Origin of the sequence: Microbispora sp. NPDC046973 (assembly GCF_040644495.1) — a bacterium.
GTDB lineage: Bacteria > Actinomycetota > Actinomycetes > Streptosporangiales > Streptosporangiaceae > Microbispora.
The window spans coordinates 353,674-376,628 of the sequence record NZ_JBEYWQ010000005.1; the positions used below are offsets into that span (position 1 = coordinate 353,674).

At 71.2% G+C, this 22,955-nt stretch carries 19 protein-coding genes and 1 pseudogene; 13 read left to right on the forward strand and 7 right to left on the reverse strand.

Translation table 11 applies throughout. The annotated features are described in order from the left end of the window. Position 1: 1 nt before the first annotated feature. From ruvX to ABZ860_RS13920, 12 genes are all read left to right on the forward strand, one after another. Positions 2-505 carry a Holliday junction resolvase RuvX gene (gene ruvX / locus ABZ860_RS13865; protein ID WP_357219608.1) on the forward strand — a complete coding sequence of 168 codons (504 nt, stop codon included), beginning with the start codon at positions 2-4 and terminating at the stop codon, positions 503-505. Next, on the forward strand, positions 502-1,536 hold the full coding sequence (mltG, locus tag ABZ860_RS13870; RefSeq protein ID WP_357219609.1) for an endolytic transglycosylase MltG: 1,035 nt from the start codon (positions 502-504) through the stop codon (positions 1,534-1,536). Before ruvX ends, mltG (ABZ860_RS13870) begins: the two co-directional genes overlap by 4 nt. A gap of 199 nt (positions 1,537-1,735) precedes the next feature. Continuing rightward, positions 1,736-2,890, forward strand: coding sequence for an endolytic transglycosylase MltG (mltG, locus tag ABZ860_RS13875; RefSeq protein WP_357219611.1), 1,155 nt, complete (start codon positions 1,736-1,738; stop codon positions 2,888-2,890). Continuing rightward, positions 2,887-3,726 carry a shikimate dehydrogenase gene (locus ABZ860_RS13880; RefSeq protein ID WP_357219614.1) on the forward strand — a complete coding sequence of 280 codons (840 nt, stop codon included), beginning with the start codon at positions 2,887-2,889 and terminating at the stop codon, positions 3,724-3,726. The genes mltG (ABZ860_RS13875) and ABZ860_RS13880 overlap by 4 nt, the downstream gene beginning before the upstream one ends. Positions 3,727-3,967: 241 nt before the next feature. Next, on the forward strand, positions 3,968-4,645 hold the full coding sequence (gene infC / locus ABZ860_RS13885) for a translation initiation factor IF-3 (protein WP_357219617.1): 678 nt from the start codon (positions 3,968-3,970) through the stop codon (positions 4,643-4,645). Between the two features lie 141 nt (positions 4,646-4,786). Then, complete coding sequence (gene rpmI, locus ABZ860_RS13890) at positions 4,787-4,981, forward strand: 50S ribosomal protein L35 (RefSeq protein WP_030504936.1); 195 nt, start codon at positions 4,787-4,789, stop codon at positions 4,979-4,981. Positions 4,982-5,003: 22 nt separating this feature from the next. Further along, complete coding sequence (gene rplT / locus ABZ860_RS13895; protein ID WP_030504935.1) at positions 5,004-5,384, forward strand: 50S ribosomal protein L20; 381 nt, start codon at positions 5,004-5,006, stop codon at positions 5,382-5,384. Positions 5,385-5,454: 70 nt separating this feature from the next. After that, positions 5,455-6,288: an RNA methyltransferase gene (locus ABZ860_RS13900; RefSeq protein WP_357219620.1), complete on the forward strand. Its 834-nt coding sequence runs from the start codon at positions 5,455-5,457 to the stop codon at positions 6,286-6,288. Positions 6,289-6,445: 157 nt separating this feature from the next. Further along, positions 6,446-7,480, forward strand: a complete 1,035-nt coding sequence (locus tag ABZ860_RS13905) for an ATP-binding protein (RefSeq protein ID WP_357219686.1) — start codon at positions 6,446-6,448, stop codon at positions 7,478-7,480. A 110-nt stretch (positions 7,481-7,590) separates the two neighbouring features. Continuing rightward, positions 7,591-8,691, forward strand: coding sequence for a phenylalanine--tRNA ligase subunit alpha (gene pheS / locus ABZ860_RS13910; RefSeq protein ID WP_357219622.1), 1,101 nt, complete (start codon positions 7,591-7,593; stop codon positions 8,689-8,691). Continuing rightward, a complete protein-coding gene (locus ABZ860_RS13915) occupies positions 8,691-11,261 on the forward strand; it encodes a phenylalanine--tRNA ligase subunit beta (protein ID WP_357219624.1) in 2,571 nt (856 codons plus the stop codon). The genes pheS and ABZ860_RS13915 overlap by 1 nt, the downstream gene beginning before the upstream one ends. A gap of 80 nt (positions 11,262-11,341) precedes the next feature. After that, positions 11,342-11,587, forward strand: a complete 246-nt coding sequence (locus ABZ860_RS13920) for a hypothetical protein (RefSeq protein WP_142648956.1) — start codon at positions 11,342-11,344, stop codon at positions 11,585-11,587. Positions 11,588-11,595: 8 nt separating this feature from the next. On the opposite strand, the gene ABZ860_RS13925 is transcribed toward ABZ860_RS13920, so the two are convergent. The 7 genes and pseudogenes from ABZ860_RS13925 to ABZ860_RS13955 all read right to left on the reverse strand — a co-directional run bounded on the left by ABZ860_RS13925 (position 11,596) and on the right by ABZ860_RS13955 (position 21,732). Next, positions 11,596-14,775 (reverse strand): penicillin acylase family protein, encoded by a 3,180-nt coding sequence (locus ABZ860_RS13925; RefSeq protein ID WP_357219627.1) that lies wholly within the window; start codon positions 14,773-14,775, stop codon positions 11,596-11,598. Positions 14,776-14,960: 185 nt separating this feature from the next. Beyond that, positions 14,961-15,209: pseudogene (locus tag ABZ860_RS13930) on the reverse strand (Uma2 family endonuclease); the annotation flags it as partial. Positions 15,210-15,457: 248 nt separating this feature from the next. Continuing rightward, a complete protein-coding gene (locus ABZ860_RS13935) occupies positions 15,458-16,492 on the reverse strand; it encodes a polysaccharide deacetylase family protein (protein WP_357219629.1) in 1,035 nt (344 codons plus the stop codon). A 188-nt stretch (positions 16,493-16,680) separates the two neighbouring features. Next, the gene (locus ABZ860_RS13940) at positions 16,681-17,913 is read right to left on the reverse strand and encodes an MFS transporter (protein WP_357219631.1); all 1,233 of its coding nucleotides are present in this window, start codon (positions 17,911-17,913) and stop codon (positions 16,681-16,683) included. A gap of 229 nt (positions 17,914-18,142) precedes the next feature. Further along, the gene (locus ABZ860_RS13945; RefSeq protein ID WP_357219633.1) at positions 18,143-19,228 is read right to left on the reverse strand and encodes a polysaccharide deacetylase family protein; all 1,086 of its coding nucleotides are present in this window, start codon (positions 19,226-19,228) and stop codon (positions 18,143-18,145) included. A 363-nt stretch (positions 19,229-19,591) separates the two neighbouring features. Continuing rightward, the gene (locus ABZ860_RS13950; protein ID WP_357219636.1) at positions 19,592-19,957 is read right to left on the reverse strand and encodes a nuclear transport factor 2 family protein; all 366 of its coding nucleotides are present in this window, start codon (positions 19,955-19,957) and stop codon (positions 19,592-19,594) included. 119 nt (positions 19,958-20,076) lie between these two features. Next, on the reverse strand, positions 20,077-21,732 hold the full coding sequence (locus ABZ860_RS13955; protein WP_357219639.1) for a class I adenylate-forming enzyme family protein: 1,656 nt from the start codon (positions 21,730-21,732) through the stop codon (positions 20,077-20,079). 189 nt (positions 21,733-21,921) lie between these two features. Between ABZ860_RS13955 and argC the strand changes: the two genes are divergently transcribed. Further along, positions 21,922-22,944, forward strand: a complete 1,023-nt coding sequence (gene argC / locus ABZ860_RS13960; RefSeq protein WP_357219642.1) for an N-acetyl-gamma-glutamyl-phosphate reductase — start codon at positions 21,922-21,924, stop codon at positions 22,942-22,944. Positions 22,945-22,955 lie beyond the last annotated feature (11 nt).

Consider the following 22,955-nt stretch of genomic DNA (forward strand, 5'->3'; position numbering starts at 1 on the left):
GATGAGGCACGGCGTCAGGATCGGGGTCGACGTCGGCTCCGTCCGCATCGGCGTGGCCCGCAGCGACCCGTCGGGTCTGCTGGCCACGCCGGTGGAGACCGTACGGCGCGGCCGCGGCGACCTGGCGAGGATCGCGGAGATCGCGGCCGAGCACGAGGCGATCGAGATCGTGGTCGGGCTGCCCACGTCGCTGTCGGGCAGGGAGAGCCACGCCGCCGGGGCGGCGCGCGAGTTCGCCGCGCGGCTGGCCGCGCGGCTGGCTCCGGTCCCGATCCGGCTGGTGGACGAGCGGCTCACCACGGTCAGCGCCCAGCAGGGCCTGCGTTCCAGCGGCGTCAAGGCGCGCAACCAGCGTGACGTGATCGACCAGGCGGCGGCCGTCGTCCTGCTGCAGGCCGCGCTCGACGGTGAGCGGGCCACCGGCAATCCCCCCGGCAGACCTCTCGAACCACCGCGACCCGGCGCCGGGTCAGGTGAGGAAGCGAGCGGCGGGACCGCACGGTGAGGCGGACCGCGGCCGCCGTGGCCGGAGGGCTCGCCCTGGTCGCGGTGGCGGTGGCCTACGGCGTGCACCAGGTGGTCGGGCAGCCCGTCAAGGCCCCCGACTACTCCGGCGGCGGCTCGGGGACGGTCACGATCGAGATCACGCCGGGCGCGAGCGCCGCCGAGATCGGCGAGACGCTGGAGAAGGCCGGCGTGGTGGCCAGCGCCCAGTCGTTCGTCGAGCAGGTGATCACACGCTCCAAGGAGAGCGGGCTGCATCCGGGCCGTTACACGCTGCGGCGGCGCATGGCCGCCGCCGGCGCCCTCGACCTGCTGCTCTCGCCCGCGAGCAGGGTCATGCGCACCGTCACCGTGCCCGAGGGGCTGCGCACGAGCGAGGTGCTGCACACCCTCGCCGACCGGACCGGCATCCCCCTGCAGGACTTCACCGAAGCCGTCGCCGAGCCCCGGCGCCTGCGCCTGCCGGCGTACGCCGAGGGCGCGGCCGAGGGCTTCCTGTTCCCCGCGACGTACGAGATCGTGCCGGGGATGACCGCCGTCGATCTGCTCAGGAAGATGGTGGCCCGGTTCCGCGTCGCCGCCGCGAAGGTGAAGCTGGAGGAACTGGCGCCGCGGGTGCGGCTCACGCCCAGACAGGCGGTGACGGTCGCCAGCATCGTGCAGGCCGAGGGCGGTGTCCCGGCCGACTACCCCAAGATCGCCAGAGTGGTGTACAACCGTCTCGCGCGCGGCGCGAAGCTGGAAATGGACAGCACGGTCAACTACGCGCTGAACCGCCACACCCTCAAGGTCAGCACCGAGGACACGCGGGTCGACTCGCCGTACAACACCTATGCGCGCTCCGGGCTGCCGCCCGGGCCCATCGGCAACCCGGGGGAGAGCGCGCTCACGGCCGCCCTCCACCCCGCCGAGGGCGCGTGGTACTGGTTCGTCACCACCGATCCCCGGCGTAAAATCACCAAATTCACTGACAAAGAGGCGGAGTTCAGGAAATATCGGGAGGAGCTGAACAGGTATCTCGGGACGAACTGATCGCCTCCCGGGGCATCCGCGCGGCGCCGTCCCGCGGGGTTCCGGAGCGCGCCCGGTGCGTCCGCACGGCCCCGCCGCCCCCGGGCGGGGCTCCATATATCGGGAACGCCCCCCGCGGAACCCCCTGTCCCGAACCCCCTCGGTTTGGCACACTCGCTTGACGGGAGGCCTCTCGTACCGAGAGATTGGCCAGCGCACTATGAATGATCTGGACATGGACTTCCTGCTCGGCGCCGAGGACGACGACGGTTCTCCCCGGCGCCGGCCCCCTGGCAGCCGGACCCAGCAGCGGCGCAGCCGCAGACGCCGCAAGAAACAGCGGCGCAAGGGCAGGGTCGCGACACTGTTCGCCATTGTGATCATCGTCGGGGTCCTCGGCGGCCTCGGCTACTTCGGATTCACCTGGGCGCGCAGCGTGATGATCCCCAAGGACTTCACCGGGGAGGGGCGCGGGGAGGTCGTCGTCGAGATCGAGGAGGGCGCCAGCGCCACCGACGTCGCCCAGATGCTGGAGGACGAGGGCGTCGTGGCCAGCGCGCGGGCGTTCATCAACGCCATCGGCGCCGCGGGCAAGAGCTCCTCGCTCCAGCCGGGCCAGTACGAGATGCGCAAGGGCATGTCCGCCGCGTCCGCCCTGGCCCTGCTCGACCCCAAGAACCGGGTGCTCAACCGGCTGACCATCCGTGAGGGACTGCGCCTCAGCAAGATCTACGAGGAGCTGTCGACCGCCACCGGCAAGCCGGTCGAGGACTTCAAGAAGGCCGCCCGCGCCGACATCGGGCTGCCCTCGTACGCCAAGGGCCGTCTCGAGGGCTTCGCGTTCCCGGCCACGTACGAGATCAACAGCAAGCTCACCCCGCAGCAGATCCTCACCAAGATGGTCGACCGGTTCAACCAGACCGCGGACCGGGTCGACCTGGAGAGGCAGGCGAAGCAGCTCGGCTTCAGCGCCAGGCAGATCATCGTCATCGCGAGCATCGTGCAGGCCGAGTCCGGCAGTGCCGCGGACATGCCGAAGGTCGCCCGGGTCATCTACAACCGGCTGGCCTCCAATCCCCAGATGAAGCTGGGCATGGACAGCACGGTCATGTACGGACTGAACAAGTACGGCATCGCGGCCTCGCACGCCGACCTGGAGAGCACCTCGCGCTACAACACCTACAAGTACTTCGGCCTGCCGCCCGGCCCGATCAGCAACCCCGGCGACCACGCGATCGAGGCCGCGCTGCACCCGGCGGACGGCAACTGGCTGTACTTCGTGACGGTCGACCCCAAGCGGGGCATCACCAAGTTCACCGACAAGGAAGCGGAGTTCTGGAAGCTCCGCGAGGAGTTCAACAGGAACAACCAATGACCGCGACCGGCCGCCGGGCCGCCGTCCTCGGCTCCCCGATCGCCCACTCGCTGTCCCCGGTGCTGCACCGGACCGCGTACGCGGCGATGGGCCTGCACGACTGGCGCTACGACGCGATCGAGTGCGCCGAGGACGGGCTGGCCGGCCTGATCGGCGGGCTCGGCCCGGACTGGGCGGGGCTGTCGCTCACGATGCCGCTCAAGCGCGCCGTGCTCCCGCTGCTCGACAGCGTCTCGGATCTCGCGCTCGCGGTCGGCGGGGCCAACACGGTGGTGTTCCGCGACGGCGCGCGGCACGGCGAGAACACCGACGTGTACGGCATCGTCCAGGCGCTCGCGGAGGCGGGCGTGCCCGCGCCCGCCTCCGCGGTGATCCTGGGCGGCGGCGCCACCGCGGCCTCGGCCGTCGCCGCCCTGCGGGAGACGGGCCTCGCGGAGGTCACGCTGGTCGTGCGCGACCCGGGCCGCGCGGAAGAGACCCTGCAGGTCGCCGGGCGTCTCGGCGCGACCGTGACCGTGCGCTCCTTCGGCGACTTCGACCCCGCGGCCGACCTGGTCGTCTCCACGCTGCCGTCCGGCGCGGCCGACGCGCTGGCCGAGCGGGTCGCGGCCCGCCTCCCTGAGAAGGCGGCGCTGTTCGACGTCGTCTACGCGCCCTGGCCGACGGCGCTGGCCGCGGCCGTGGGCGCGCGGGGGCGCACCGTGATCGGCGGCTTCCCGATGCTGCTGCACCAGGCGGTGCGGCAGGTCGAGCTGATGACCGGCAGCGCGGACGTGCCGGTGGAGGCGATGCGCGCCGCCGGCGAGGCCGAGATCGCGCGGCGCGCGGCCTCCTGAGAGCCGCCGTGTCCGCCCTGCATGCCTTCCCGCGCCGCCCTCTATGGCGCCCTCTGCGTCGCCCCTGGGGCGGCCCAGGAATACGTCGGGGGACCTTCGGGTTTGTGGTAGCGTAGGAACTCGATCGGTCCGGCATGAGCTGGACGCGCAAGCGGAGGTCCTCCTCCCACCTGTTCCGCCGAAAGGCGGACGGGTTCAGGATCACACCGGAGTTTTCGGCAGGAGAGCTCAGTGACCCCGCATGCGTGACGTGCGGGGTTTTGTTTTTGCCCCGCACGGTCGAGACAAGCGGAAGTCTTTTGGAGGTCCCATCAGCACCGAGCCCCGCATCAACGACCGTATTCGCGTGCCCGAGGTGCGCCTCGTCGGCCCGAACGGCGAACAGGTCGGCATCGTCTCCATCGGCGACGCACTGAAGCTGGCGCAGGAGAGCGATCTCGACCTGGTGGAGGTCGCGGCCACGGCCCGCCCGCCCGTCTGCAAGCTCATGGACTACGGCAAGTTCAAGTACGAGTCGGCCATGAAGGCGCGCGAGGCCCGCCGTAACCAGGCGCACACGATCATCAAGGAGATCAAGCTCCGGCCGAAGATCGACCCGCACGACTACGAGACCAAGAAGGGTCACGTCGTGCGCTTCCTGAAGGCGGGAGACAAGGTCAAGGTCACGATCATGTTCCGGGGCCGCGAGCAGTCCCGGCCGGAGCTGGGTTTCCGGCTCCTGCAGCGCCTCGCCGAGGATGTGACCGACCTGGGGTTCGTCGAGTCGCAGCCGAAGCAGGACGGTCGCAACATGATCATGGTGATCGGGCCGCACAAGAAGAAGGCCGAGGCGAAGGCCGAGAAGGCCGCCGCCAAGGCCCGCGGCGCCGAGCAGCAGGCGGCGGAGCCCGCCGAGGAGCAGGCCGCGCAGCCGCAGTGACGCCCGCCTGAACCACCAGGCGGGGCGCCGCAGACGTACACGGAAACCGAGACCGGGACGGTCTCGCGGAGTAAGGCAGGCCGTCGGCCCGGGTTACCGGCCCGGGCCGTCGGCACGGACGAAAGAGGAGAGACGGCTGAGATGCCGAAGATGAAGACGCACAGCGGTGCGAAGAAGCGGTTCCGGCTCACCGGATCCGGCAAGGTTGTCCGCCGCCGCGCCAACCGGCAGCACCTGTTCGAGCACAAGCCGTCCACTCGCACGCGCCGTCTCGAGGGTGTCGTCGTCATGTCCGACGCCGACACCAAGAAGATCAAGAAGCTGCTCGCGAAGTAACGACCCGGGGAGATAGAACAACATGGCACGCGTGAAGCGGGCGCTCAACGCCAAGAAGAAGCGCCGGGTCGTCCTCGAGCGGGCAAGCGGTTACCGCGGGCAGCGGTCGCGGCTCTACCGCAAGGCCAAGGAGCAGATGCTCCACTCGATGACCTATGCGTACCGGGACCGCAAGGACAAGAAGGGCACGTTCCGCCGGCTGTGGATCCAGCGGATCAACGCCGCCGCCCGCGCGAACGGCATCACCTACAACCGGTTCATCCAGGGCCTGCGCCTGGCCGGCATCGAGGTGGACCGCAAGATCCTCGCGGACCTCGCGGTGAACGACGCGCAGACCTTCGCCACGCTGGTCGAGTCCGCCAGGAAGGCGCTCCCGTCCGACGTGAACGCGCCGGTCGCCTGAGACCTGCGCAAAGACGAGGGCCCGTCGCCTGCGGCGGGCCCTCATCCACGTCGAGGGGGGACAAGCGGGCATGGCGGAGCTCACCAACATCAAGTCGCCGCGCGTCAAGGCGGCCCGCAGGCTGACCAAGCGCGCCTTCCGGGACCGCGACCGGGCGTTCCTGGCGGAAGGGCCGCAGGCGGTCCGCGAGGCCCTCGCGCTCAAGGACGTCACGGCCGAACTGTTCACGACGGTCGAGGCGGAGACGCGGCACGCCGACATCGTGGCCGCCGCCGTCGCGGCGGGCGTCCCGGTCCACCGCGCGAGCGGCGAGGTCATGTCGGAGCTGACCCAGACGGTCACCCCGCAGGGCCTGCTGGCCGTGTGCCGGTTCGTGCACGTCCCGCTGGCCGAGGCGGTGCCGCGGGGGGCCCGCCTGGTGGCGATCCTCGCCCACGTGCGCGACCCCGGCAACGCGGGCACTGTCCTGCGCACGGCCGACGCCGCCGGCGCCGACTCGGTCGTGTTCACCGATGCCTCGGTGGACCCGTACAACGGCAAGTGCGTGCGGGCCAGTGCGGGCAGCCTGTTCCACCTGCCGGTCGCGACCGGCACTCCCGTGGCGGACGCCGTACTGCACGCGCGGCAGGCGGGGCTGCGCGTGCTCGCAGCCGACGGCGCGGGCACCCGGACGCTCGACGAGGTCGCCCTGGACGCGCCCACCGCCTGGCTGTTCGGCAACGAGGCGTGGGGACTGCCGCCCGAGCTCCTCGCGCTGGCCGACGAGGTGGTGCGCGTCCCGATCTACGGACGGGCGGAGAGCCTCAATCTCGCCACCGCGGCCGCGGTCTGCCTCTACGCCTCCGCGCGCGCTCAGCGGCAGACCTTACATTCCGTGGAAGATCCCGCTACCCCCGCGCTCTGAGGCTGCTGCCGAGCCCGGGAAACCCGCTATTGTCGGCGAAGGAGTCGCGCAGGACGCAGGCGGCGCGCGCAGTTCCGGAGCTCGAGGAGGCGGTCTCGTGCGAGGTGACGACACCCCCGGCGGCGCCCTTGAGGGGGACGCCGGAGGGCGGGCGCACATCGACGTCGACGACCTTCCCGACGGACTCGTCGCCACCGACGCCGACGGCGTGATCCTGATGGTCAACCGGGCGGCCGAGCGGCTGACCGGGGTGACCCGTGAGGCGGCGGTGGGCAGGTTCATCGGCGACGTGCTGCCGATGCGCGACCAGGACGGCCGCGACTGGTGGAAGTGGCTCGACCCGCAGGGCGGGCTGTCCATCCGCAGCCGCCAGCCGGAACGGCCGCTGCACCTGCCCGGCCGCCAGGAGATGCTCGTCGCCGCGCGCTTCGTCCGCACGCCGCCGCGCGGCGGACGCGTGGAGCGCGTCGTGATCACGCTGCGCGACGCCTCGGCGCGCGCCCGGATCGAGCGCAGCCGCGCCGACCTGGTCTCGACCGTGGCCCACGAGCTGCGCTCGCCGCTGACCAGCGTCAAGGGGTTCACCGCGACGCTGCTGGCCAAGTGGGAGCGCTTCACCGACGCCCAGAAGCGCGTCATGCTGGAGACGGTCAACGCGGACGCCGACCGGGTGACGCGGCTGATCACCGAACTGCTCGACGTCTCGCGCATCGAGTCGGGCAGGGTGGAGATCCACCGTCAGATCGTGGACGTGCCGGCCCGGGCCGGCAAAGTCATCGCGGGCCGGGTGGCGGCCGGGGAGCCTGAAGACCGCTTCCGGCTGAAGGTCCTCGGCGAACTGCCCGAGATGTGGCTCGATCAGGACAAGATTGACCAGATTCTCGCGAACCTGGTGGAAAACGCGGTGCGCCACGGACGCGGTACGGTGACCATAGTGGTGGAGCCGGTCGAATGGGGAGTCGCGGTGTCGGTGCGGGACCAGGGTGAGGGCGTGGCGCCCGAGCTGGTCGGCCGCGTCTTCCGCCAGTTCTGGCGGGGCAACGGCCGCCGCCGCGGAGGCACCGGCCTCGGCCTGTTCATCGTCAAGGGCCTCGTCGAGGCCCACGGCGGCACCATCAGCGTGCAGCGCGCGCCCGGCGGCGGCGCGGAGTTCCGATTTACCTTGCCCACCGGCACCCCTGACTTCGCCTGAGCCTTTTCCACAGGCCGATCGCGCGGAGGACGGCCCGGTGGGCTGATCGGACTAGACTCGTTGCCGCTGAGCGCAGGGCGCTCGCAAGCCCCTGGATACGGAGCTCTCTCTTGTCGAACACCTATGACCCGGTCGAGGTGACGCCGCTGCACGCCGACGAGGTCGCGCGGGCGCAGGCCGACGCTCTCGCCGCCATCGCCGCGGCGCGCGACCTCGACGATCTGAAGCAGGCCAGGCTCGCGCACGCGGGCGACCGCTCGCCCATCGCGCTGGCGAACCGTGAGATCGGCGCACTGCCGCCCGCCGCGCGCGCCGAGGCGGGCAAGCGGATCGGCACCGCGCGCAAGGCGATCGGCGAGGCGCTCGCCGCCCGCCAGGCCGAACTGGAGGCCGAGCGGGACGCGCGGGTCCTCATCGAGGAGACCGTCGACGTCACGCTGCCCTGGGACCGCGCGCCGCGCGGCGCCAGGCACCCGCTGACCACCCTGCAGGAGCGCATCGCCGACGCGTTCGTGGCGATGGGTTACGAGGTGGCGGAGGGGCCCGAGCTCGAAGGCGAGTGGTTCAACTTCGACGCGCTGAACATCGCCCCCGACCACCCGGCCAGGTCCGACCACGACACGTTCTTCGTGGAGAGCGTCGACTCCGGGAAGGTGCTGCGCACCCAGACCTCGCCGGTGCAGATCAGGGCCCTGCTGTCGCGCCCGCTGCCCGTGTACGTGGTGTCGCCGGGCAAGACCTTCCGCACCGACGAGCTGGACGCCACGCACACGCCGGTCTTCCACCAGGTCGAGGGCCTGGCGGTCGACAAGGGGCTGACGATGGCCCACCTGAAGGGCACGCTCGACCGGTTCGCCGAGGTGATGTTCGGCGCGGGGATCACCACCCGCTTCCGGCCGCACTACTTCCCGTTCACCGAGCCGTCGGCCGAGCTCGACCTGCGCTGCTTCGTCTGCCGCGGCTCCTCGGCGGTGCCGGGCAACCCGCCCTGCCGCACCTGCAAGTCGGAGGGCTGGATCGAGTGGGGCGGCTGCGGCATGGTCAACCCGCGCGTGCTGCTCGCCTGCGGCGTCGACCCCGCCGTCTACTCGGGATTCGCCTTCGGCATGGGCGTGGAGCGGACGCTGATGTTCCGCCACAACGCCGAGGACATGCGTGACATGGTCGAGGGCGACATCCGGTTCACCCTGCCGTTCGGGATGGAGGTCTGATGAAGGTCCCGCTTTCATGGCTGCGGGAGTACGTCGATCTCCCCGCGGTCACCGCCCAGGAGGTGGCCGACCGGCTCACCGCCGCCGGCCTCAAGCTGGAGGCCATCCACTCGCACGGCCACGAGATCAAGAACGTCGTGGTCGGCCGGGTCCTCGAGTTCGAGGAGCTGACCGGGTTCAAGAAGCCCATCCGGCACTGCAAGGTCGAGGTGGGGGAGGCGACGCCGCGCGAGATCGTGTGCGGCGCGACGAACTTCTCCGAGGGCGCCGTGGTGCCGGTCGCGCTTCCCGGTGCGGTGCTTCCCGGCGGTTTCGAGATCGGCTCCCGCAAGACCTACGGGCGCCTGTCCGACGGCATGATCTGCTCGGAGGCCGAGCTCGGCATCGCCGAGTCCTCCCCGGGCATCCTGGTGCTGCCGCAGGACACCCCGATCGGCGCCGACGTGGTCGAGCTGCTCGGCCTGCGTGACGACGTGCTCGAACTCGAGGTCGCCACCGACCGCGGATACGCCCTGTCGATCCGTGGCGTCGCCCGTGAGGCGGCCATCGCGTTCGGCGTGCCGTTCCGCGATCCGGCCGCGACCGAGGCGGAGTCCGGCGGCGGCGAGTCCTGGCCCGCGTCGATCGCCGACCCCTCCGCCTGCGACCGGTTCGTGCTGCGCTCGGTCACCGGCTTCGACCCGGCCGCCGAGTCCCCGCTGTGGATGCGGGTGCGGCTGGCCCGCGCCGGCATGCGCTCGGTCTCGCTGGCCGTCGACATCGCCAACTACGTGATGCTGGAGCTCGGCCAGCCCCTGCACACCTTCGACCGGTCACGCCTGTCCGGCCCGATCGTCGTACGGCGGGCCCGGCCGGGGGAGACGCTGGAGACGCTCGACCACGTGGTGCGCACGCTCCACGAGGAGGACATCCTCATCGCCGACGACTCGGGCCCGATCTCGATGGCCGGCACGATGGGCGGCCTGCACACGGAGATCTCCGAGGCCTCGACCGACATCGTCATCGAGGCGGCGCACTTCTCGGCCACCGGCATCGCCCGCGAGTCGCGGCGGCACAACCTGGTGAGCGAGGCGTCCAAGCGGTTCGAGCGCGGCGTCGACCGCGAGCTGCCCCTGGCCGCGTCGTGGCGTGCCGTCCAGCTCCTGGTCGAGCTGGGCGGGGCCGTCGCCGATCCCGGAGTGACCCACACCCAGGTGGAGGTCTCTCCGACGCGGATCACCATCCCGGCCGACCACCCCAGCCGCGTGGCGGGGGTGACGTACGAGCGGGAGACCGTGATCCGCAGGCTGGAGCAGATCGGCTGCGTGGTGACGGAGGGTGCCGCCCCCGCGGCCGCGGCCGGGCACGGCGTCGCGGCCACCGGCGTGCTCGCCTCCGGCGACCTCGCCGGCCGGCTGGCCGTCCACGGCGACGACCTGATCACCGTCACGCCGCCGACGTGGCGCCCCGACCTGACCGACCCCAACGACCTCGCGGAGGAGGTCATCCGGCTCGAGGGGTACGACCGCATCCCGTCGGTCCTGCCGCCCGCGCCGGCCGGGGGCGGGCTGACCGAGGCGCAGCGGCTGCGCCGCCGGGTGGGCCGTGCCCTGGCCCACGCGGGATACGTGGAGGTGCTCGCCTACCCGTTCATGGGGCCGCGCGACCTCGACAACCTGCTGCTGCCCGAGCAGGACCCCCGCAGGCGGGCGACCCGGCTGGTCAATCCGCTCAGCGAGGACGAGCCGTACATGCGGACCACGCTGCTGCCGGGCCTGTTGAAGACCCTGGTGCGCAACGTGGGGCGCGGCTTCGCCGACGTGGCGCTGTTCGAGTCCGGGCTGGTCTACCGGCCCGAGCCGCAGGCTCCGGCGACGGCTCCGGTCCTCCCGGTCGACCGCAGGCCCACGGAGGAGGAGCTGGCGGCGATCGAGACGGCGCTGCCGAGGCAGCCGCTCCGGGTGGCCGTGGTGCTGGCGGGAGAGTTCGAACGTTCCGGCTGGTGGGGCGAGGGCCGGCAGGCGTCCTGGGCGGACGCCGTCGAGGCGGCCCGCACGGTCGCCCGGGAGGCGGGCGTGGAGCTCGGCGTCCGGGCCGACCGGCACGAGCCGTGGCATCCCGGGCGGTGCGCCGCGCTGACCGTCACCGACGCCGAGACCGGTGAGGAGGTGCTGGCCGGACACGCCGGAGAGCTGCACCCCCGAGTCGTCGAGGCCTACGGGCTGCCGCCGCGCACCTGCGCGATGGAGCTGGAGCTGTCGCTGCTGAGCCCCGCCGGTCCGGTGCAGACGCCCGCCGTGTCCGCCTACCCGGTGGCGACGCAGGACGTCGCGCTGACCGTCGCCGTCTCCACCCCGGTCGCCGAGGTCGAGGCAGCCCTCCGGGCGGGGGCGGGCGAGCTGCTGGAGTCGATCAGGCTGTTCGACGTCTACACCGGCCCGCAGGTGGGCGAGGGCAACAAGTCCCTGGCCTACACGCTCCGGTTCCGGGCGCCCGACCGCACGCTCACGGTCGAGGAGACCACGGCGGCGCGCGACGCCGCCGTCGCCCTCGCCGCCGAGCGCACCGGAGCCCAGCTGCGCGGCGCCTGAGCATGATCGCTTGAGCGGGTGCCGGCACGGCGTTGATCGACACGTGCCGGCACCCGCGGTCGTCTCTCCCCGGAGGAGCGGTGCGTCACCTGCTGGTGTTCCCCGAGCGGGACAGCGCGGAGGAGTCCGCGGAGACCGTGGCCGAGCTGTTCCCGGCACTCGGCGTTCCCGGCGTCGTCCGTGAGCTGCTCGCGGGCGAGGACGACGCCGAGGACGCCCAGTGGGTGGTCGTCGTGGACGACCCGGACGGCGCCCTCGGCCCGGCCGACCTCGCCCGGCTCGACGCCCTCGCCGAGGAGGGCGAGGGCTGGCGCGAGCCGGGCTGATCGTCGTCCTACCTGCCGTACACCTCCAGTGAGTACAGCGAGTAGCCGTAGCCGGTGGCGCGTTTGACGCCCTGCATCCGCACGTAGCGCGCGCCGGCCGGCGCGAACGTGACGTTGTCCACGCCGCCGTCGCCCGTGGTCGTCTGCGCGACGGTGGTCCACGTGGCACCGTCCTGCGAGACCTGGATGCGGTACGACGAGCCGTAGGCCGTCTCCCAGCGCAGGATGACCCGTCCCACGGTCTTCGCCGAGCCGAGATCGACCTGGAGGTACTGGTTGTCGCTCCACCCGCTGGCCCACCGGCTGGCCGGGTCCCCGTCGACGGCCTTCGCCGCGCTGTTGGAGCCCTGGGTGCTGGACGCGCTCGCCGTACGGCCCAGGGCGAGATCGGTCACGTCGTCGCCGCGGTGGGCCGGGAACGAGACGACCTGCTGGTAGGTCGGCCGGTTCTGCCAGGAGATCAGCGAGTGCTTCACGCCGCCCAGCGGCGACTGCCGGACGGCGTCGGCGCACCACTGGTCGCCCGCCGAGCAGGAGTCGTCACCCGGGTAGGTTGTCGCCGCCGGCTCGGCCAGCGCCGCCGACAGGCTGTCCAGCAGGACCGTACGGCAGGCCGCTACGGTGGCCCCGCAGTACTTCGCCGGCAGGGGAGCGGTCACCGGGTCGCCCAGCACGGCCCGGATGTCCTTGTCCACGTAGCCCCACCAGCCGTACTGGAACGACGAACCCTTGTGGGGCTGCGCCTCGTTGGCCGAGCCGGGCAGCGAGGAGACGTCGCCCTGCTGGTGCCCGGACGGCGACTCGTTGATCTGCAGCGCGTTGACCAGCGCCTGGTAGAGCCCGTCGCCCAGCCCTGGCCGGAACTGCGCCCGCACCAGTTTCGGCCACCACGCGTCGAAGATCCGGATGGCGTCGGCGTGCGCGTAGGTCTTGCTGCCCTTGGCGGTCTCCTCCCGCTTGGCGCCCGCCGCGGCCCAGGCCGACAGCTTGGAGACGGCCGAGGCCAGGGCGGGGTCGGAGACGGACGCGCTGTCGATCACGCGCAGCAGCGTGGGCAGCACCTTCCACCCGCGCAGGTCGGTCGTCGCAGCCGACGCCATGATCTTCACGACCCCCGCGCGGTCGAGGGTGCCCGAGGACAGGGCCGCCTTGACCGGCGCGTCGAGCAGGTCGGCCCGGTGGACCGCGCCGAAGCTGAAGTTGCCGTCGGCCGCGCCGAAGTCCTTGGCCTGCTTGTTGTTCCAGCTCACGAAGTAGTCCTGGTCGGCCGCCTGCGGGTGGGCCGAGGGCGGGACGTAGGACGCCGTGTTGGCCGCCGGGTCGAAGCCGCTCCACTCGTGCGCGGCGTCGCCCGTCATGGGCAGGTTCGGATCGGCCACCGCCGACCGCACGGGGATGTTGCCGGACATGAAGTACGCCGCGTCGGAGGAGTTCACGTAGAACCAGTTGAACGCGAAGCCGATGGTGGAGGCCGAGTTGCGGAAGGCCGCCGCCGAGCCCATCTCCGCCGGGTCGTTGAACATCTGGAAGCCGATCGCGGAGTCCGCCTCGTGCTGGTAGGTCGAGCGCAGCGTGGTGAACGCCGTCGGCACGCCGCCGACCGTGCCCCGCCAGGTGACCAGGCCATACTTGGTGCGCCTGATGACCAGGTCGTACGACCCCGCGGCGGTGGAGTCGGCCGTGTTGGGCTTCCAGGAGTTGGTCTTCTTCAGCGTCTCCATCGGCGTGCAGACGCCGTGGTAGAGGTAGTGGTCGCCGGAGACGGTGGGCGTGCCGCCGTTCGGGTCGCACAGCGTCACGGCGTAGGTGTCGGTGATGTCCTCGGCGGCGGAGGTGGCGCTCCAGGCATAGTCGGTGCCGCGTCCGAGCAGCACGTAGAGGTTGAGCCCGGCGAAGGCGGCGCCGCGCGCCCGGATGCCGGGCCCGGACAGCTCCTCCAGCATGAGCAGCTGCGGCGCGAAGTAGCCGGTCTGCGGGCCGAACACGGCGATCGGGTGGCCGCCGGTCGCCTTGGCGGCCGAGACCACGATGGCGTTGGACATCTCCGGCTTGGAGTTGTCCACGGTGAGGCCGGTGAGCGCGCTCTTCACCTGGGTGGTCGCGGACGTCGCGGTGCCGGTCTCGTTGGCCGTGATGTCGACCGGCGCGGTCGTGCCCGCGTCGGGCAGCACCACTCCGGTCGCGCCGGCCGGGGCCGCCCCGAACGGGAAGCTCTGCCCGCTGTGCAGGGTCAGCACGGTCTCCGGGTCGTTCTGCGAGCGCAGGGCCGCCCACACCCGGTCGCCCTCGGCGGCGCCGTACTTCGCCCGCGCGGCCACGCGTACGAGCGCGGACTGCATCTCCGCGCCGCCGCCACCGCCGAACAGGCCGCCGATCACGCCGGAGATCGCGATCAGGTCGGTCATCCGGAAGTCCTCCGGGCCGCCCTTGTTCGTGATCGCGTCGAGGTGGCCGGTGAGCACGTACTCACCGGGGCAGTCACGGCTGGCCATGCAGTGGTCGATGTACGCGTTGATCCCGTCGACGTAGTTCTGCACGTCCGAGTAGAGCTGGGCGCCCCGGGTCCCGGCCGTCTTCAACCGGTCGATCTGGGCCTGGAGGTCGGCCTCGGTGTAGGGGGAGTTGCGCCAGACGCTCTGCTCCAGCTCCCTGTTGCCGGCGGCGCCGCCGGCGAACGGCGTCAGCTCGCCCCGGCCGACGTGGCGCATGAGGTCCATCAGCCACAGGCGGTCCTGGGCGCCGGCGTATCCGGCGCCGAACATGGTGCCCTCGCGGGTGGTGCCGGTGACGTGCGGGACGCCGGTCGCCTTGTCGCGGACGATGGTGACGTCGGAGCGCGGGCTCACCGTGCTCTCGACCTGGTTCGCCGGCACGCCGAACGCGCTGTCGTTGAAGAACGCGGAGATCTGCTCGTCGGTCAGGCCGGTGTAGCCCGAGACGAGGTCGGCGTACTTGCCGAGCTGGTCCTTGCTGTGGGCCGGATACGTGCCGAGGGTCTGGTTGCCCAGGATGTCCACGAGTGTGGCGTTGCCGTTCTGGCCGGGCGGCAGGACGTCCGCGCACTGGCCGAGGCAGTAGTCGTCGGGAGGGTAGTAGGGGGCCGCGGTGGCCGGTGCCGCCGGCAGGCCGACGGCGACGAGGGTCAGCGCGGCGGCAGCGGTGATCGCCCGTCGAAGGCGCGCGTGCATGGGGGAACTTCCCTTCGCGGTCTCGGGGGGTGAAGGGACCGATGGTGGTGCTGTTCACGCGCGTGAATGTGAGCGGTGCTCAACTCTGGACGATACGCGCGGGTAACCAGAGGATCAATGGGTGAATGTCCGGCAGCGGCGGCAGCCCCGCGGCCGCTTTGCCGCCGGATTCGTGAAGGCGAAGGTCAGAGGGCGTCGATCTCGGTGAGGTCGATGTCGATCTCGAAGGGCACCGACAGCTTGAGCCGGTCGTGGTAGATCCCGGTCAGCGCGTACGACGTGGTCGCCGGGTCGAGTTCGTAGACCGTGGGCCGTCCGGCCTGGCTTTCGACACGCCAGAAGTGGGCGATCCCCGCCTCCGCGTAGAGCTGCGGCTTGCGCTTGCGATCCCGCTCCTCCGAGTCCGGCGAGACGACCTCGACGGCCAACAGCACGTCACTGGCCTCGTCGCCGTGAAGCCTTCCGCCGGAGGGAAGACCCAGCTCGGGAGACCGTGCGTGTCACTCAATGGCGCCCGCTCCATGCCTCTGCCGTCATGCGCTCACCGTAGCAACGCATGAGCGTCTCGCGATGTGTTTGCCCGCTGGTCCGGTGCCGGAACACTCCTGCGCTCGCAGGGCGACGAGCAGACGACAGGAGGCGCGGCGCTCCCCTGGAAGAGCGCCGCACCTCGGTGCGGTGGTCAGCCGGCCTGGCAGGAGACGGACGGCCAGGTCCAGTTGCCGTTGTGCTGGATGGTCACGCCCCAGTTGTTCCCGCTGCCGTTGGGCTTCGCGGTCAGCACCTGGGCACTGGGATAGCTGGCGCTGACGTTCCAGGTGGCGATGATCTTGGCGGGGGAGGGAACGGTCATCGTCACGGTCCAGTTGCTGGAGCCGCTCACCGAGACGTTGAGGTTGTAACGGTCGCTCCACTGCTGACCCGCGGACAGCGTCGCGGTGCAGCCGCCGCCACCGGGGTTCGTGGGCGTGACGGTCGGCTGGCCGGTCGGGCCGCCGCTGCCGCCGTCGGGGGCCACGGCGCGGCCGGTGGACGGCGAGATCATGCCGGCGCACAGGTTGCGGCTGCGGAGGTTCGCCGCGATCTGGGGAATTGCCTGGACCGTGGTCGCGTACTGGTCGTGCATCAGGATGATCTGGCCGTTCTGCAGGCGGCTCGCGGCCTGCACGATCTGAGCCGTGCTGGCGCCGTTCCAGTCCTGCGAGTCGACGTCCCAGATGATCTCCCTGAGGGAGAGCTGCTGCTCGATCGACTTGAGCGTGGAGTTGGTCTCGCCGTACGGCGGGCGGAAGAGTTTCGGCGCGGAGCCGGTGGCCTGCTGGATGGCCTGCTGGGTCCGCTGCAGCTCCGACTGGATCTGCGAGCTGCTCATCTGGGTCAGGTGAGGGTGGGTGTAGCTGTGGTTGCCGACCCACATTCCCGCGTCCACCTGGGCTTTCACCAAGGACGGGTTGTTCTGAGCGTTCTGCCCGATGTTGAACATGGTGGCGCGCAGGCCGTTGGCCTTCAACGTGTTGAGCAGGGTGGTGGTGTTGCTGGGGTTGGGCCCGTCGTCGTAGGTGAGGCCGACGTATCCGGCGCTGCAGTCGGCCGCGCTCGCGGGCGCGGCCGACAGGGCCACGGCGGCGAGCGCCGCGGTCAGGACGCTCGTGATCGCGGTGACGAGCGTTGTGCGTAAGCGGGGACGTCTTGCGGTGGGCACGGCGCTGTCGGCCATGTCTGCTCCTCCGATCGGGAGGGCCGGGCGGTGCCTGTCGCGGTAGGGGAGCGCCACCCGGCCCCGGGTGTTCGCCGGGGCATCATTCTGGGAAGCACCGTTGAAACATGTCAAAGGCCGAATAGAAATATTTCAGAAGCGTGAACCGATCAAGTGCGCCTTGCGCTGCCGAAACGCCGATGAACATTTCACGTTGTCGCGGACTCCGGCGGGCGGAGGGCCAGCACGTGCTCGTCGGTCCGCGCGTCGTACCCGCGGAACCTCGGCAACGCGGCCGCCATCACCGCGACCGCGGCCACGCAGAGCAGGCCGCCCACCCCCAGGGAGAAGCGGGGGCCGCCCATCCGGGCCATGAACCCGGCCCGCGCGTCGCCCAGCATCGGCCCGGTCGAGTAGGACAGCAGCTCGATGCCGGCCAGCCGGCCGCGATAGGAGTCCGGAATCGTCTGGTTCCAGATAGTGCCGCGGAACAGGCCGCTCACCATGTCGGCGCCGCCGGCGACGGCGAGGAACAGGAAGACCAGCCAGATGTCCGGCATCAGGGCGGCGAGCGCCACGGCGACGCCCCAGAGGGTGGCCGAGACGATGACGGCGAGCCCGTGCCGATGGACGTGGGCCGTCCAGCCGGAGGTCAGTGAGGCGATCACCGCGCCCACGCCGCCGGCCGCGTACAGCACTCCGACGGCCTTGGGCGCTCCGAGGTCCTCGGCCAGGAAGGGGAACAGCGCGGTGGAACTGGCGAAGGCCATGGCGGCGATGTCCACGAGATAGGTGCCCATGAGGTCCGGCCGTCGCAGCGCGTACCGCACGCCCTCCAGCAACGAACGCAGCGACGCGGGGGTGGGCTCCTCGGCGCGGGGGACCGCGCCGACCCTGACCAGCAGCGCGAGGGACAGCAGGAACGTGGCGACGTCGACGCCGTAGGAGGCGGCCGGGCCGAGCGTGGCCACGATGAGACCGCCCGCGGCCGGCCCGGCGATCATGGCGGCGTTGCGGACCAGGCCCTGCAGGGCGAACGCCGCGGGCATCCGGTCCAGCGGCAGCACCCGGTTGATCAGCGCCTGCTCGCTTGGCCCGCGTACGCTGCCGAGCCCGGCGGCCAGCCCCCCGGCGGCGTACAGCACCCACACCTGCGGCCGGGGCAGCAGCGCGTTGACGAGCAGGAGCACCGAGGAGAGGCACAACCCCAGCTCGCTGAGTATCACGATCGTGCGCCGGTCGCGCGCGTCGGCGATCGCGCCGCCCCACAGGCCGCACACCACCATCGGTACGAACTCGGCCATGCCCACCAGGCCCACCGCGACGTAGGACTCGGTGAGCTGCTTCATCTGGAACGGCACGGCCACGGTCGTGATGACCGTGCCGAGCATCGTGATCAGCTCCGAGCCGAGCAGGAGGCGGAAGTCGCGGAACTCGCGCAACGGGCTGAGATCCAGCCTCAGCCGCCGGGCGAGGGCTTTCAGAGAGCGATCAGCACTTTTGGCCACGACGAGTCATCACAACGAGACGCCCCCTCCGAGGGCAACTGCTTTTCCCCCTCGCCGGGGCCGGTGCGGGGACCCGGGAACACGACGGCCGTACGGCGGGGTCGTTTCCTTCCGCCGTACGGCCGCCCGGTCGCCCCGGATCAGCGGGCCGTCGTGGTGTCGGTCAGGACGCGCTGCAGGTCAGCGTCGGCGTGGCGGCGGTGCCGTTGGCGACGAAGCCGAAGGTGGTGGAGGCGCCCCCGCCCAGGCCGCCGTTCCAGGACTCGTTGCGCACGCTGACGGAGGAGCCGGAACCGGACTGGAGTCCTCCCCACAGCTGGCTGATGGACTGGGAACCGGGCCAGCTCCAGGTCACCGTCCAGCCTCTGATCGCCGAGCTGCCCGCGCGCACCGTGACGTTGGACTGGAACCCGCCGGTCCAGGAGTTCACGGTCTGCATCGTCGCGGTGCATCCGCCCTGGACCGGCGAAGGAGTGAGCGTGGGAGAGGGGCTGGGCGACTGCGGGTTCGACGGGGACGGAGAGACGGGTCCGCCGCCGTCGGGGGCCACGGCGCGGCCGGTGGACGGCGAGATCATGCCGGCGCACAGGTTGCGGCTGCGGAGGTTCGCCGCGATCTGGGGGATGGCGGCGACGGTGGTGGCGTACTGGTCGTGCATGAGGATGATCTGGCCGTTCTGGAGCTGACCGGCGGCCTGCACGATCTGTGCGGTGCTGGCGCCGTTCCAGTCCTGGGAGTCGACGTCCCAGATGATCTCCCGGAGGCCGAGCTGCTGCTCGATCGACTTGAGCGTGGAGTTGCTCTCGCCGTACGGCGGGCGGAACAGCTTGGGCGCGGAGCCGGTGATCTGCTGGATGGCCTGCTGGGTCTGCTGCAGTTCCGACTGGATCTGCGAGCTGCTCATCTGGGTCAGGTGAGGGTGGGTCCAGCTGTGGTTGCCGACCCACATGCCCGCGTCGACCTGCGCTCTGACGAGGGAGGGATTGTTCTGGGCGTTCTGCCCGATGTTGAACATCGTGGCGCGCAGGCCGTTGGCCTTCAACGTGTTCAGCAGGGTGGTGGTGTTGCTGGGATTGGGCCCGTCGTCGTAGGTCAGGCCGACGTATCCGGCGCTGCAGTCGGCCGCCTGTGCGGCCGTGGCGGACAGGGTCACGGTCGCGATCGCCGCGGTCAGGACGCCCGCGAGCGCCGCGGCGATCGTTCTGCGCAAGCCTGCGCGTCTTGTGGTGGGCACGGCGCTGTCGGCCATGTCTGCTCCTCCGATCGGGGGAGGGCCGGGCGGCGCGTATCGCCGGCAGGGGAGCGCCACCCGGCCCTGGGGTTCGCCGGAGGATCATTGTGAGAACGGCTTTGAAACATGTCAAAGATCGGCTGAAAAATTTCGGCTCCATGAACCGATAAAGGACGACCTGTAAAGCCGGAACGCCGATGAAGTTTTCAGCCCGATGAGCACCGCGCCGTCTGTGCTGCCCGCGCTCGCCCTTTCTTCGGGGCAGGGCGGCGCATGCGGGCCTTCGGGCACACGACCGGCAGGGCGAGGCGGCGCGGCGGGCTTCGGGAGCCGTCCGGGAGTGGAAGTCCCGGACGGCTCCGGAGCCGCCCGTGAGCACGATCAGGCGGGGACCTTGTCGAGGAAGCCGTACACGCTGCGGATCCGGCCGTCCTCGGCGAGCGCCACGACGTCGAAGCCGATCACGACGGGCTCGGCCGCGCCTTCCGGACCGAGGTGCCAGGTGAAGCGCGCGATGTCGTGGTGGCCGTCCACAGCCCCGCCCAGGGTGAACACGAACCCGGGGAACATCTCCTGCGCGCCGGCGATCACCGCGGCGATCCCGTCGTGCCCGGTGACGGCGGCCAGCGGGTCGGTGTAGCCGCCGTCCTCGGTCCACAGCCCGGCCACCGCCTTCGCCCTGGCCTCGGCCTCGCGCTCGTTCCAGGCGGCGATGTAACGCTCGGCCAGGGCGGTGTAGTCAGTCATTTCCACTCCTTCGGGGATGTCTTCCGTGACGACACGTGAACGGTGTCACGGAGCCCCGAGGAGAGGCGATTACGCGCGAGGTAAGCGGTGCCCCTCCCGCCGATCTCCGGGTCGCGGCGCTAAAGACCCAGGGTCTCCTTGCGCAGGTGGGTCTTGAGCACCTTGCCGCCGGGGTTGCGCGGCAGTTCGGCCTCCCTGAACCAGAACCGCACCGGCACCTTGAACGCCGCGATGCGGCCGCGCAGGAACTCCTGGAGCTCCTCCCCGGTGGCGCCGGCGCCCTGCTTGAGCCGTACGACCGCGCCGACCTGCTCGCCCAGCTCGTCGTCCGGAATGCCGATGACGGCCGCGTCGTCCACCGCGGGGTGCTCGAACAGGGCGGCCTCGACCTCGGCGCAGTAGACGTTCTCGCCGCCCCTGATGACCATGTCCTTGGCGCGGTCGACGATGTAGACGTAGCCGTCCTCGTCGATGCGGGCCAGGTCGCCCGTGTGCAGCCAGCCGTCCACGAACGTCTCCGCCGTGGCATCCGGGCGGTTCCAGTAGCCCATGATCACGATCGGCCCGCGCATGCACAGCTCGCCGACCTCGCCGCGCGGCAGCTCGGCGCCGAGCGGGTCGCAGACCTTGACGTCCACGACGGCGAGCGGCAGTCCGATGCTGTCGGGCTTGGCCAGGTAGTCCCCGCCGCTGTTGTAGATCGCGAGCGCCGTCGTCTCGGTCATGCCGTACCCGTTGGCGGGCGTGCGGTTGGGGAGCGTCTCGGTGATCCGCTCCAGCAGCTTCGGCGGGGCCGGTGCGCCGCCGTACGAGATGGAGCCGAGCGAGGAGATGTCGTGTTTGCCCAGGTCGGGGTGCGACAACAGCTGCCAGGCGTTGGTCGGCACGCCGCTCATCACGGTGACCTTCTCGCGCTCGATGAGCTCCAGGGCCCGCTTGGGGTCCCACTTGTACATCAGCACGAGCCCGCCGCCGCTGAACATCGTGGTCATCAGCACGGCGAAGCACCCGGTGACGTGGAAGAGGGGCACGGTCAGCAGGGTGATCCTGCGCTTTTCCGCCGCCGCGGCCACATCCCTGCCGGCCATCGCCACCGTGCGCATCATCGCGTACGCGACGGTCATCGGCGCCTGGCCGAGGTTGCGGTGGCTGCCGAGGGCGCCCTTGGACCTGCCGGTGGTGCCGGAGGTGTAGAAGATCGTGGCCAGGTCGTCGGGGCCCAGCTCGACCTGCGGCAGCGTCACGTCGGCGCGGACCTCGCCGAGGACCTCGGCCCAGTTGGCCCCCTCGCCGCGGGTGACGATCATCGGCAGGCCGCTGCCGGCCATCCGGGCGGCGCGCTCGCCGTCGGCGATCACGACCTTGGCGCCCGAGTCGCTCAGGCCGTACTCCAGCTCCTGCTCGGTCCACCAGGCGTTGAGCGGCACGGCCACCGCCCCGGCGGCGAGCACGGCGGAGAAGGAGACGATCCACTCGGGGTAGTTGCGCATGGCCACGGCGACGCGGTCGCCCTTGCGCACGCCGTAGTCGTCCACCAGGCGGTTGGCGAGCGTCGCGGCCAGCCGGAAGTGCTCCTCGTAGGTGATGCGCTCGTCCTCGTAGACGACGAACACCTTGTCCCCGTGAAATCGGGTGATCTCCAGGAGGGCCCGGAAGGTCGCGGGGGCATGCTTCCACGCCCGGATCTTGTGACCGCCGACCTCGACCTCTTCCATCTCGAAGAGCTGCCCGGGCGCCGTGAGCTGGGCCTGGACCTGTTCGTTCGTGATCGTCATGCTGGCGCACTCCCGGATCCGTTCCTTAACCGGAGGTTTCACGATACCGACCGGTAGGTACGTCGGCTAGATGTCCATTCCTCGGAACGCTGCTTGCATGCTCATGCTTTGCGATGCATACTCTCTACACCAGCAAGAACATGAGGTCCGTTGCATGATCATGCAGAGGTCGAAGGATCGGGGGCGCGGATGAGGGCGGCGATCGCCGGAGCCAGCGGCTACGCGGGAGGAGAGCTGCTCCGTCTGCTGCTCGGACACCCCGCCGTCGAGATCGGCGCGCTGACCGCCGCGTCCAGCGCGGGCACCCGGCTGGGCGCCCACCAGCCCCATCTGCCGTCGCTGGCCGGCCGGGTGATCGAGCAGACCACCCCCGACGTGCTCGCCGGTCACGACGTCGTTTTCCTCGCCCTCCCGCACGGTCAGTCGGCCGCGGTCGCCGCCGAGCTCGGCGACGGCACGCTCGTCGTCGACTGCGGCGCCGACTTCCGGCTGACCAGCGCGCAGGAGTGGACGGCATTCTACGGCGGCGTCCACGCCGGCACCTGGCCCTACGGCCTGCCCGAGCTGCCCGGTCAGCGCGAGGTCCTGCGCGGCGCCCGGCGCGTCGCCGTCCCCGGCTGCTATCCGACGGCCGCGACGCTGGCGTTGTTCCCCGCCTTCGCGGCCGGGCTGGCCGAGCCCGACGTCGTGGTCGTCGCCGCGAGCGGCACCTCCGGAGCCGGCCGGGCGCCCAAGGCCCACCTGCTCGGCAGCGAGGTCATCGGCTCGGTCGGCGCGTACGGCGTGGGCGGGGTGCACCGGCACACTCCGGAGATGGAGCAGAACCTGTCGGCGGTCGCCGGACGGCCGGTCCGGGTGTCGTTCACGCCGACCCTCGCGCCGATGAGCCGCGGCATCCTCGCCACCTGCACGGCGCCCGCCGCCTCGGGTGTCACCCCCGCCGCGGTCCGGGAGGCGTACGAGACGGCGGTGAAGGACGAGCCGTTCCTCCACCTGCTGCCCGAGGGAGTCTGGCCGGCGACCGCGATGACGGTCGGGGCCAACACCGCGGTCCTGCAGGTCACCCTCGACGAGCGGGCCGGGCGGATCGTCGCCGTCGTGGCCATCGACAACCTCACCAAGGGGACCGCGGGCGGAGCGATCCAGAGCGCCAACCTCGCTCTCGGCCTTCCGGAAGAAGCCGGCCTTCCCATCAATGGAGTCGCACCGTGATCAAGATCGTC

Excerpts from the sequence above, each read along its gene's own strand:
- ruvX (WP_357219608.1), top strand. The coding sequence starts at position 2 with ATGAGGCACGGCGTCAGGATCGGGGTCGACGTCGGCTCCGTCCGCATC.
- mltG (WP_357219611.1), top strand. The coding sequence starts at position 1,736 with ATGAATGATCTGGACATGGACTTCCTGCTCGGCGCCGAGGACGACGAC.
- ABZ860_RS13880 (WP_357219614.1), top strand. The coding sequence starts at position 2,887 with ATGACCGCGACCGGCCGCCGGGCCGCCGTCCTCGGCTCCCCGATCGCC.
- infC (WP_357219617.1), top strand. The coding sequence starts at position 3,968 with ATGCGTGACGTGCGGGGTTTTGTTTTTGCCCCGCACGGTCGAGACAAG.
- rpmI (WP_030504936.1), top strand. The coding sequence starts at position 4,787 with ATGCCGAAGATGAAGACGCACAGCGGTGCGAAGAAGCGGTTCCGGCTC.
- rplT (WP_030504935.1), top strand. The coding sequence starts at position 5,004 with ATGGCACGCGTGAAGCGGGCGCTCAACGCCAAGAAGAAGCGCCGGGTC.
- ABZ860_RS13900 (WP_357219620.1), top strand. The coding sequence starts at position 5,455 with ATGGCGGAGCTCACCAACATCAAGTCGCCGCGCGTCAAGGCGGCCCGC.
- ABZ860_RS13915 (WP_357219624.1), top strand. The coding sequence starts at position 8,691 with ATGAAGGTCCCGCTTTCATGGCTGCGGGAGTACGTCGATCTCCCCGCG.
- ABZ860_RS13925 (WP_357219627.1), bottom strand. The coding sequence starts at position 14,775 with ATGCACGCGCGCCTTCGACGGGCGATCACCGCTGCCGCCGCGCTGACC.
- ABZ860_RS13935 (WP_357219629.1), bottom strand. The coding sequence starts at position 16,492 with ATGGCCGACAGCGCCGTGCCCACCGCAAGACGTCCCCGCTTACGCACA.
- ABZ860_RS13945 (WP_357219633.1), bottom strand. The coding sequence starts at position 19,228 with ATGGCCGACAGCGCCGTGCCCACCACAAGACGCGCAGGCTTGCGCAGA.
- ABZ860_RS13950 (WP_357219636.1), bottom strand. The coding sequence starts at position 19,957 with ATGACTGACTACACCGCCCTGGCCGAGCGTTACATCGCCGCCTGGAAC.
- ABZ860_RS13955 (WP_357219639.1), bottom strand. The coding sequence starts at position 21,732 with ATGACGATCACGAACGAACAGGTCCAGGCCCAGCTCACGGCGCCCGGG.
- argC (WP_357219642.1), top strand. The coding sequence starts at position 21,922 with ATGAGGGCGGCGATCGCCGGAGCCAGCGGCTACGCGGGAGGAGAGCTG.